This is a genomic window from Maribacter litopenaei (assembly GCF_025244665.1).
Classification (GTDB): Bacteria; Bacteroidota; Bacteroidia; order Flavobacteriales; family Flavobacteriaceae; genus Maribacter; species Maribacter litopenaei.
Genome location: NZ_CP104205.1, coordinates 2,909,608 through 2,920,697 on the forward strand (window position 1 = coordinate 2,909,608; position 11,090 = coordinate 2,920,697).

At 38.1% G+C, this 11,090-nt stretch carries 10 protein-coding genes and 2 pseudogenes; 9 read left to right on the forward strand and 3 right to left on the reverse strand.

Annotated features, from left to right (window positions below):
• Nucleotides 1-2: 2 nt before the first annotated feature.
• The 5 genes from NYZ99_RS15695 to NYZ99_RS15715 all read left to right on the forward strand — a co-directional run bounded on the left by NYZ99_RS15695 (nucleotide 3) and on the right by NYZ99_RS15715 (nucleotide 4,092).
• A complete protein-coding gene (locus NYZ99_RS15695) occupies nucleotides 3-953 on the forward strand; it encodes a hypothetical protein (protein WP_260572228.1) in 951 nt (316 codons plus the stop codon).
• Nucleotides 954-1,067: 114 nt separating this feature from the next.
• The gene (locus tag NYZ99_RS15700) at nucleotides 1,068-1,646 is read left to right on the forward strand and encodes a hypothetical protein (RefSeq protein ID WP_260572229.1); all 579 of its coding nucleotides are present in this window, start codon (nucleotides 1,068-1,070) and stop codon (nucleotides 1,644-1,646) included.
• Nucleotides 1,646-1,927, forward strand: coding sequence for a hypothetical protein (locus tag NYZ99_RS15705; protein WP_260572230.1), 282 nt, complete (start codon nucleotides 1,646-1,648; stop codon nucleotides 1,925-1,927). The genes NYZ99_RS15700 and NYZ99_RS15705 overlap by 1 nt, the downstream gene beginning before the upstream one ends.
• 133 nt (nucleotides 1,928-2,060) lie before the next feature.
• On the forward strand, nucleotides 2,061-3,380 hold the full coding sequence (locus NYZ99_RS15710) for an OmpA family protein (protein ID WP_260572231.1): 1,320 nt from the start codon (nucleotides 2,061-2,063) through the stop codon (nucleotides 3,378-3,380).
• A 13-nt stretch (nucleotides 3,381-3,393) separates the two neighbouring features.
• Entirely contained in the window at nucleotides 3,394-4,092 is a 699-nt protein-coding gene (locus NYZ99_RS15715; RefSeq protein WP_260572232.1) for a TapB family protein, read from the forward strand.
• A gap of 31 nt (nucleotides 4,093-4,123) precedes the next feature.
• On the opposite strand, the pseudogene lipB reads toward NYZ99_RS15715, so the two are convergent.
• The 3 genes and pseudogenes from lipB to NYZ99_RS15730 form a co-directional block, all read right to left on the reverse strand.
• Nucleotides 4,124-4,838: pseudogene (lipB, locus tag NYZ99_RS15720) on the reverse strand (lipoyl(octanoyl) transferase LipB).
• A 222-nt stretch (nucleotides 4,839-5,060) separates the two neighbouring features.
• On the reverse strand, nucleotides 5,061-5,501 hold the full coding sequence (locus NYZ99_RS15725; protein ID WP_260572233.1) for a hypothetical protein: 441 nt from the start codon (nucleotides 5,499-5,501) through the stop codon (nucleotides 5,061-5,063).
• 111 nt (nucleotides 5,502-5,612) lie between these two features.
• On the reverse strand, nucleotides 5,613-5,768 hold the full coding sequence (locus NYZ99_RS15730; RefSeq protein ID WP_010518549.1) for a YqaE/Pmp3 family membrane protein: 156 nt from the start codon (nucleotides 5,766-5,768) through the stop codon (nucleotides 5,613-5,615).
• Between the two features lie 92 nt (nucleotides 5,769-5,860).
• On the opposite strand from NYZ99_RS15730, the gene NYZ99_RS15735 reads away from it, so the two are divergent.
• The 4 genes and pseudogenes from NYZ99_RS15735 to NYZ99_RS15750 all read left to right on the forward strand — a co-directional run bounded on the left by NYZ99_RS15735 (nucleotide 5,861) and on the right by NYZ99_RS15750 (nucleotide 10,913).
• Nucleotides 5,861-6,895: a response regulator transcription factor gene (locus NYZ99_RS15735; RefSeq protein ID WP_260572234.1), complete on the forward strand. Its 1,035-nt coding sequence runs from the start codon at nucleotides 5,861-5,863 to the stop codon at nucleotides 6,893-6,895.
• A gap of 120 nt (nucleotides 6,896-7,015) precedes the next feature.
• Entirely contained in the window at nucleotides 7,016-7,645 is a 630-nt protein-coding gene (locus NYZ99_RS15740) for a TlpA family protein disulfide reductase (protein WP_260572235.1), read from the forward strand.
• Between the two features lie 56 nt (nucleotides 7,646-7,701).
• Nucleotides 7,702-9,391: pseudogene (lysS, locus tag NYZ99_RS15745) on the forward strand (lysine--tRNA ligase).
• Nucleotides 9,392-9,482: 91 nt separating this feature from the next.
• Nucleotides 9,483-10,913: an SLC13 family permease gene (locus tag NYZ99_RS15750; RefSeq protein ID WP_260572236.1), complete on the forward strand. Its 1,431-nt coding sequence runs from the start codon at nucleotides 9,483-9,485 to the stop codon at nucleotides 10,911-10,913.
• Nucleotides 10,914-11,090 lie beyond the last annotated feature (177 nt).

The window sequence follows — 11,090 nt, forward strand, 5'->3', positions numbered from 1 at the left end:
AGATGGGAAGTCTCACCAAATCGGCACAAATATGGCTGGATCTAAAAAACGGTAAAGATCTTTTTGAAAAAATTTTAGAATCCAATAGGAATCAAAGCGAATATCAGTATTCAGATTGGCTTTCACTTGATGTATCCTTAAAAGAGGATGCCCTATTTTTAAATGGTATATCTATCGCCAATGATTCCATCGATGAGTACCTAGGCATATTTTCAAATACCCTACCCATTTCCAACAACACCATTGCACTTGCTCCGGAAAGTTCGGATTCTTTTATCTCTTTTACTTTCACTGATTACAAAAATTTCAGCAAGAACCAGAATAAATTCTTGGATTATTCAGTATCAAGGGATTCCATATTTTCCGCGGTCGAGGAAATAGGTATTAGTGATATTGATAATGAGCAGGTAATTCTTCTTAAAACCTATGGAACAGCAAATATTTCAGATTATCTAAACAGCATACAATCCAACTCATTAGAATATCAGGGTGGTGAAATAAAAGAACTTAGAAGGGATAGTATTCTACAATATAGTTTCTACCCCTTGGTTGAGAACTTTGATCCAAAATACGCCACTGTCTTGGAGAATACATTTGCTTTTTCCAATTCCCAAGAAACTTTAGAAGACTTTATTAATTCAAACAAATCTGGACAGACCCTTGACAAAACTTTGTTGATTGAAAATATAAAGGATCTTACAACGGAAGAATCTACCCAGCTATCAGTCTCCAACAGCAAAGGTCTCAACAACAACCTGAACAAAACGGGGCTAGGAATATTATCTGCTTTATTTCAAAAGGCAAATCTGACAGATTATGTATTTGGCTCACAAATAGTTTCAGATGCCGGTTTTTTTCACACCAATTATTTCATTAAAAAAATTACCGCTTCGGCCGCAGAACAGGAGCATTGGAAATGTTCAAAACACAATTGGATTCGGACATTTATCTAACCCCCCAGTTTTTTACAAACCATAGAACGAATGGCAAGGACATTGTAGTACAGGATCAAGACAATGTGTTGTATTTGATTTCCAATAGAGGAAAAATTATCTCGGAAAAAGGAATTGGAAAGTGCCATTCAAGGAAAAATTCACGAAGTAGATATCTACAGGAATGGAAAATACCAATTGGCTTTTACAACAAACAACAGATTTTATATTATTGATAGAAACGGAAAGGAGGTCGCCCCCTTTACCTTTAAATATGACAGTGGGAATCTGAACCCGTTAGCAGTTTTTGACTATTCCAACAATAAAAACTATCGTTTTGTCGTCACACAGGGCAACAAAGTTTATATGTATAACAACGAAGGAAAAATAGTTTCCGGGTTTAAATACACCAAAGCGGAGGATACCATTATAGGTGCTCCCCAACACTTCGTAATTGGGACTAAAGATTATTTGGTATTTAAATTAACAGACGGCAGTTTAAAAATACTCGACAGGGTTGGAAATGTTAGGGTAAGAGTTTCTGATAAAATTCCCTTTTCTGAAAATAACATAAAAGTGTACCGGAACAAATTCATAGCCACTTCAAAAGATGGTATTTTATATGAAATAGATGGGCAGGGCAAACTTCAAACTTCGGATTTAAAATTGAATATAGACCATGGCATGGATGCCACTTCCGAACTTTGGTGTTGATGAACGACAATGTACTATCCATTAGGGGAAAAGAAGTGACTTTAGATCTTGGTGTCTATACCAAACCTTCAATTTTCTATCTGAATGATAAGATTTATGTTTCGGTTACGGACATACAAAATCTAAAAACCTATCTCTTTGATAGCCAAGCAGAACCTATAATTGGATTTCCCGTATTCGGTGCCTCTGTCATAGATATGACCGATATGGATAATGATAATAGACCGGAACTTGTTATCAAAGACCAAGAAAACTCGATAGTGGTCTATAAAATTCAATAGCACAATTTTCCATTAGGTATATACCTTCTTCTATACCAACCATACAAAGTCAGTTGTGATTTACATCCTTATCTGTTAACTTTAAAAGGATACCCTATTTTGAGGATTTTAATCAATTTTAATTCACACTATTATGAAAACCATCAATTTGTCCCAAAAACTATTTTTGGTGACAGGCGTTTTACTCATCTGTTGCACTTCCTCTAATGCCCAATTTTTAAAAAAGTTAGGAAAAAGGGCGGAAAAGGCGGCAGAAAGAGCCGTAGAAAGAAGAGTTGACAAGGAAGCGACCGAAAAAACAGATCAAGCCCTGGACAGTATTTTGGAACCCGGCTCTAAAAAAAACGGCAAATCTCCAGTCCCAAACACAACGGATTCCGAAGAAAAACCCCAAAACAATAATACATCAGGAAACAAATCTGTGACAGGATCAGAAGGGCCTAAGGGTTTATCCGTCTATAGTAAGTTCGATTTTGTTCCAGGTGACGAACAACTCTTCTTTGATGACTTTGCAAATGATTTTGTGGGTGACTTCCCGGCAAAGTGGAACACCAATGCTGGGGGCGAAGTTGTAATGCTTGGCGAAGATTCTGAAAAATGGTTTAAACTAAAGTCGGGATACAATCTATTCTTTATTCCAAGTGCTCCCAATCTGCCAAATGACTATACCATTGAGTTCGATGTCATTGGCATAGGGGTCGAGAAAGTTTCCTCTGCGTCCCATCTTCGCATTGACCTAAGTGATAACTCAAAATTTGCAGAAGGAGAAAATTTTGTACAGGCAAGTATTCCATTTTGTCAATACACCTCCACAGGTATAACAGTGGAAAACAGGAAAAATAGCAAGCAGGAAATTTATAGCACAATTAAAGCGGATATTCGGAATGCCATTATACAAGGTGCCCATATTTCTGTTGCCGTTAATGATGAACGGTTCCGACTTTGGGTGGATGAGACTAAATATATTGACGTTCCAAAAGCAGTTCCACTTGGTAAATTAACTACCTTAAAATTCCATGCAAATAACTTCAAGGACGATACCGAACAAGTTTTTATCACAAACTTAAAAGTTGCCAAAGGCGGGGAGGATTTAAGAAGAAAGCTATTATCAGAAGGTAAAATATCTACAAATGCCATCCTTTTTAATTCAGGATCTGATGAAATCAAACCAGCCTCTATGGGGGTAATTCGGCAAATATTTCAGGTATTGCAACAAGACTCTTCTATAAAATTGAATATTTTTGGGCATACGGATTCCGACGGTGATGAAAAAAGTAACCTAACACTGTCCAAAAACAGGGCTGAGGCCGTAAAAAATGCACTCGTTTCCGTCTATGGTGTGGATGCAAGCAGACTTTCTACAGGTGGCAAGGGTGAATCTGAACCGGTAGGCGACAATGGCACAAGTGAGGGAAAATCACAAAACAGAAGAGTAGAATTTATCAAAATTTAAAATCAATTAAAAAATGAATATCAAATTTTTATCAAGCATATTATTTCTTTTTGGAACCACAATGCTGTTCGGTCAAAACAGTTGTAGTAAGTATTATCCTATGGAAGAGGGCAGTACTTTTCAGTATACTATGTACGACAAAAAAGATAAGGTTGAGGGCGTAACCGATTATGTAGTTTCTAAAGTAGAAAATTCAGGTGGTAATACCACGGCGACCATGGAACTCAAATTTACGGACGATAAAGGGAAAAATGTCTTGGAATCAGATTATAACATTACGTGTACAGGGGATGGTGTAAAGATCGACTACCGGAGTCTTTTTCCCTCACAAATGAAAAAGCAATATGAGGATATGGGGATGGAGATGGACATTACCGGAACCGATATTCAAATTCCGAACAGTTTGTCAGCCGGTCAAACCTTGGATGATGCCAATGTAAATGTATCCATGGATATGGGAGCCATGAAGATGAATATTAATGTGGAGACCTACGACCGTAAGGTTGAAAAAGAAGAATCCGTCACTACACCTGCAGGTACTTTTAATTGTTATTTAATTACTGAAAAAAGCAAATCAAAAGTAATGATGAGCAATATGGAAACCAGCAATAAAGTCTGGATTTCTGAAGGTGTTGGAATGATAAAACAGGAGACCTATGGAAAAAATGGTAAGCTTATGAGCAGGATGGAACTGACCAAGTTCAGTAAATAATTGCCAACAATCCACTTAAAAAAACCGAGGTCTACACTTCGGTTTTTTCCTTTATTTCCGATTCAAAAAGCTCTGCAAAGTGTTTTAACAGCTTCTCCTTTACTTCATTCATATCTACCTTTTCTTTCCCCAATTCAACGTTCAATGAGGTAACTGCCTTATCCTTTATGCCGCACGGTATCATCATATCAAAATAACCTAAATCGGCATTCACATTTAGGGCGAACCCGTGCATGGTAACCCACCTACTGGCACGTACACCCATGGCGCAAATCTTACGGGCAAAGGCCGTACCCACATCCAACCGAGACACCCGTTTCCCCTTTGGAGCGCTCACCTTTGAGACCATACTCGTCCAAGGTTAAAATAACCATCTCCTCCAAAAGCCTGAGATATTTGTGGATGTCCGTAAAAAAATTATCCAAGTCCAAAATTGGATAGCCTACAATCTGCCCTGATCCATGATAGGTAATATCGCCACCTCTATTAATTTTATAAAATTTTGCTCCCTTAGCACTGAGTTCATTTTCATCCACCAACAGGTTTTGGATGTCCCCACTTTTGCCCAAGGTATACACATGGGGGTGTTCAACAAAAATGAAATAGTTAGGAGTATCCAATGAGGTTTCCTCCCTCCTATTTCGAATTTTCAAATCTAATATTTGCTGAAATAATAGTTCTTGATAATCCCAAGTTTCTTTATAATCTTTGACACCCAAGTCCTCCACAAAAACAGTTTTGTTCATGGTACAAAGATACGAAAAGGACAGGGTTACTTTTCCAACTCCACTTCAATATTGATGGACTCCGGGTCCTTAAGCATATCCAAGAAACTCACTTCATAGATCATGGTCTTCCCGTCCATGGAAAAAGTTGCGTCTTCCACGTTGGTAGATTTTACCCTTTTTGGGAAATGGTATTTAAACGTATATGTGGAACCACTCAAAAACATCTCGGCACTCTGAAGGCTATCCGAGACTATTTTGGAAGATTTCCATATCCTTGATTTTTGTACTTCGATTAAAACGATTGTCTTTAAATGAATAGGATACTTCTGTAGCATCGTTACTTGAATTCTGAGGAACCGGTTGATCACCCGCTGAGGGCCCCATAGTACTGGCATTTTGAAAGGCATTGAAAGCATCGTTCACATCCGAAACATCCTTAAATTCAGAAAACATTTCAAAATTCATAATTCCATTAGGGGCATCCACGACCATGTGCATGCTAAAGGGCTCCAATTTTTTCAACTTTTCCTGTTCTTCCAATGGCAATTGGGCAATACTATCCTTTTTCTCTCTCAAAAAATCCTTAAAAACCAATGTAGAATCTATAACTTCTTCTGTTTCGAGACTATCGGAAGGTGGAATCATGGACATCATTTCGCTACCATCAAAGCCAATACTCATTCTTCCGAGCCATCGTTATTGAAATAAATTTCTTCTGTAAAATTACACGCAACGAAAAGGATCGTAATTAAAATGGCCCACAGTATCCCTTTTACTCCCATTTTTATATTTTTAGTTTGGATTGTTCAAGATAACCAATGCAGCGATAACCCCGGGTACCCAGCCACAAAAAGTTAAAAGCAGTACAATCAGAAAAGATCCACATCCCTTTCCTATGACCGCAAGGGGCGGAAATAAAATTGCCAATAGGACTCTTATTAAACTCATTTTTGATTTGATTTTGATTGATGTACTTATTAGTTGCTAAATTATCGGAATTGTTACAGAATCCTTTATTTTTAAGCATAAAGAAATAAGCTTTGGTTAACAGATTCATCTTAATTTTTTATCTATTTTGTTGCACAGGTGTTTTTGGTCAGTATTCGTTTAGCGGAAACACTTCCGATAGCATTGGGGGAAAGACCGTTTATCTATCCATTATTGAGGATTACAGAAAATTATCCCGAACATATTTAGAGCAAATCCTCAAAAAAACGGTCACAGACTCTACCGGTTACTTTGAATTTACAGGGGATAACCTATTGAACGACAATCGTATTTATAAAATACACATAGACGACTGTACCGAAGAATCCAATGGAAACCATTTTTTCGGCAATTGCACAAATACCAAGAGTGTCTTGTTCATCGCTAAGGCTAACGATACAATTTATTTGCCTGCTACTTTTAATGATGAACTATTTTGTGATTTAAATTCTACCAATGCCTCCTCAATAGATTTATTGAATATTGATGGCCTTTTGGATAATATGGCCTTTGATTATGCCAGTTTTAATAGCGACGCCAACAAACGTTTAACCTCACAAAAATGGTTTAAAAAACTACAGGAATATGGTGAAAGCCTCCATGAACCTTTATCCGAATTATATATTTATCAGTTCCTTTCGGATAGGCGAAATGAGACGTTCGACTTTTTTGTCAAAGACCTGCCGGATAACGAGTACTACCTTGAACTTATGCAAAGGTTAAACGAAAAATATCCCTCTGCGTCTTTTAGCAATCAATATCAATCCGAAATGAAAAGCTTTTTGGCTTTTTATCAATCCGATAAAATGTCAAACAATATTTGGATGCTTCTATTATCGGTTCTTTTATTGCTATCAATTCTGATGAATGCTTATTTGTGGAACTCCCAAAAGCGATTCCGCGTTGCCAAGAATAACCAATTGGCCAATGAACTATCCCAACAAGAAAAAAAGGTGGTGCATCATATTAACAAGGGACTATCCAACAAGGAAATTGCGTCAACATTATTTATATCGGTTAGTACGGTAAAAAGCCATATTAACAACATATACAAAAAACTAGATGTAAAGTCCGAGAGATCAACTTAAGGACTTTTAGAGTCCTTATAAATTTTTTCCACCCCGGGTCTAGTCCCTTTTCCCAACCTTAAATCATTTCATTCATCCCCTATTTTTTTCAGTTTTGGTTTTCATTAAAAAACAAACATTATGAAAACCTTTTTATTATGCACCATTATTTTGGGTACTACATCTATCCTTTTGGCACAATCAAAAAATGCTGAAATAGTTCTTAACAACAACCAAAAAATACTGGTTGGGAAAATTGATAAGACCGACTTAAACGTTTCCCCTTACGCCAATTGGTTTGGAAAAAATTATGAAGACTACGATTTGGAGGAAAACAGAATATCAAAATTTGAGGAGAAACTTACAGAATACCATATAAAAATCTTTATGGGTACATGGTGCGGAGATAGCAAGAGGGAAGTTCCTAGATTGTTCAAGATTTTAGAACATGCAAACTTTCCTGCTGAAAAAATACAGATGGTGGCCTTAGATGTAAGACCAAAACACTACAAGAAAAGCCCCGGTGAAGAAGAATGGGGCCTACAAATCTTAAGGGTGCCTACCATTATATTTTATAAAAATGGCAGAGAGGTAAACAGGATTATTGAAAGCCCCAATAGCTCCCTGGAGAAGGACATTTTTGATATCATTGAAGGAAACTCATACATCGCAAATAAGGCCAAGTCCGAGACATTTCGATTAGTCATTCTATTTTTCCATGATTCCGGGCTTAAATTGGCTACCCAAAACGCATTTCCAATATTGTATTAGTACCTTTTAAAGTTTTACGCATTCTTGGCTATATTTGCCGCTTTAAATAGTACATCATGCAATTATCCGAACAAGAGGTCATACGAAGAGAGAAGTTGGGGAAATTAAGGGAGCTGGGCATCAATCCTTATCCAGCAGAATTATTTCCTGTTGATACCACATCAAAGGGAATCAAAAAAGAATATGAAGAAGGTAAAAAGGTGACTATTGCAGGAAGATTAATGTCTCGTCGGATACAAGGAAAGGCTTCCTTTGCAGAAATTCAAGACAGTGAAGGTCGTATACAGGTATATTTTAATCGGGACGAGATTTGTCCCGGAGAGGACAAGACCCAATACAACGAAGTCTATAAAAAACTACTGGATATAGGGGATATTATAGGTATAGAGGGGGAACTGTTTACCACCCAAGTTGGTGAGAAAACGGTCATGGTGAAGAACTTTAAGATGTTGAGTAAATCATTAAGGCCTTTGCCACTTCCTAAACAAGATGCAGAAGGAAATATTTATGACGAATTCAATGACCCCGAGTTACGCTATCGTCAGCGGTATGTGGATTTGGTGGTAAACCCAAAAGTCAAGGAAACGTTCATTAAAAGAACCAAGATTACGAATAGTATTCGTGAATTTTATAATAGCCGTGGCTATTTGGAAGTTGAGACACCAATTTTGCAACCCATCCCTGGAGGGGCGGCGGCAAGGCCATTTTTAACACATCATAATGCCTTGAACATTCCATTATACCTGCGTATCGCCAACGAATTGTATTTAAAGCGATTGATTGTCGGTGGCTTTGATGGGGTTTACGAGTTTTCCAAGGATTTCAGGAACGAGGGTATGGATCGTACCCATAATCCAGAGTTTACCGTAATGGAATTGTATGTAGCCTACAAGGACTATAATTGGATGATGGATACCACGGAACAATTATTGGAGAAAGTGGCCTTGGATGCCAATGGCTCAACAAAAGTTACTGTTGGTGATAATGAAATTGAATTTAAGGCTCCATATTCCGAGTACCAATTCGGAAGCTATAAAAATCCATACGGGTATCGATGTTTCCCAAATGGAAGAGGACGAACTTAGGGAAACGGCCAAAAGTTTGGGCATTGAGGTAGACGACACTATGGGCGTTGGAAAATTGATAGATGAGATTTTTGGTGAGAAATGTGAACACCACTACATTCAACCGACCTTTATTACCGACTACCCAAAGGAAATGAGCCCGCTGACCAAGGAACATAGAACCAACCCAAGACTTACGGAGCGTTTTGAGCTTATGGTTAACGGAAAAGAACTTGCAAACGCCTATTCCGAGCTAAATGACCCAATTGACCAACGGGAACGTTTTGAAGACCAGTTGAGACTTTCTGAAAAAGGAGATGATGAGGCTATGTTCATTGATCAGGATTTTTTAAGGGCATTGGAATATGGAATGCCCCCTACTTCGGGTATTGGAATCGGCATTGATCGTTTGGTCATGTTGATGACCAACAATTCCTCTATCCAAGAAGTATTATTCTTTCCTCAGATGAGGCCGGAGAAAAAACCTGTTCAACTATCGGATAACGAAAAGGCTATTTTGGACATCCTTAAAAAAGAAAAGAATATGTTCTTGGACACTTTAAAATCCCAATCCGGTTTGAGCAATAAGGCTTGGGATAAGGGAATCAAAGGTTTGACCAAACTTAAATTGGCAAAAGTGCAGAAAGAAAATGATGCACTTATGGTTTCAGTGTTGGAATAAGCATTATAATTCCTGCCGAAATTAGCCCTTGATAATTATTCTTAATTATTAAGGTAAAAAATCATAGTTTAGGATCCTATTGAAAAAACCCATGGCACTAAGCAAAAAATGGGGGCTATTTCTAGGTCCCATTCTTTTTCTGTTACTGATCAATCTACCGAACGTTCTGATTTCAGATCAGGCGGATGCTGTCATAGCGGTCGCCCTTTGGATGATAGTGTGGTGGATCACGGAAGCGGTTTCGATATCGGTAACGGCACTTCTCCCCTTATTGTTATTTCCTCTTTTAAAAATAATTCCCATGGAAGATGTTGGGGCCAATTATGGGAGTCCCATTGTCTTTTTATTTTTTGGAGGTTTTGTGATGGCACTGGCCCTAGAAAAAGTAAATCTCCATAAGCGCATAGCACTTTCAATCATTCGCATTACGGGAACAACACCCAATAAGGTAATTTTGGGTTTTATGATAGCAACGGCCACCTTAAGTATGTGGATAAGTAATACGGCCAGTACGGTTGTAATGTTACCTATTGCAATGTCGGTCATTCAACTACTAATAAACGATGCCGACGGATTCACCAAAAGCGACCGAAATTTTGCTTTAAGTGTTATGCTGGGCATTGCATTTTCAGCCAACGCAGGGGGTATCGCCACGGTAATTGGCACCCCACCAAATTCGGTGCTCATCGGTTTGTTGGAAAATGAGTATAACATCGAAATATCATTTCTAAAATGGATGATTATCGGACTGCCATTTTCATTGATTATGATTACCCTTTGTTATGTCGTTTTGGTAAAATTCATGTTTCCAAATGGCGCTTCAAAATTTAATGCCTCGAAAACAATTATAGACAGTGAATTAAGAAAATTGGGCCCTACCTCCGGGAAGGAAAAAATGGTCCTGGTCATTTTTGGAATCACCGTTTTCCTTTGGATCTTTAGAACTGTAATCAACTCCATTTTTCCATTTTTAGGCCTGTCAGATGCAATGATTAGCATGTTCGCTGCCATCATTCTTTTTGCAGTGCCCTTTAACCTAAAAAAAGGAGACTTTGTTTTGGAATGGAAGGACACCCAAAAGCTGGCCTGGGGCATACTTGTCCTATTCGGTGGCGGGTTAGCCCTAGCGGAAGGGATGTCTGTGACCGGTATTGTAGATTTGGTCGCAGGGGCAATCGCCGAGAGCGATGTCAGTATCTTGTTTACGGCCGCTCTATTGATTTTTCTAATGTTGTTTATGACAGAATTGATGAGCAATGTGGCCCTTGTAGCGGTTTTGGCCCCAGTAGTCGCTGGCATAGCTATAGGTTTGGGGCTTCCCATCGTATATTTGTTGATTCCAATCACCATGGCCAGTAGCTGTGCCTTTATGCTACCAATGGCTACTCCACCAAATGCTATCGTATTTGCCAGTGGGTATATAAAAGTGCATGAAATGGCGAAGGCAGGTATTTTGCTTAATCTAATTGCCGTTATTCTGCTTATTGGATTGTTCCAATTTATCCTTCCCTTGCTCTTCTAAGGACCTGAGCATTTATGATCAGAAATTAGAATAATAAGATAAAAAGATAAAGCCCCAGCTCTTGCTGAGGCTTTATACCTAACTAATTCAGAAACTATAAAATGATATTCCCTACTTAGTAGACGCCAAAAAATACGGAATGTTACATTTTATGCTTATGATTTCCTTAACAATCCT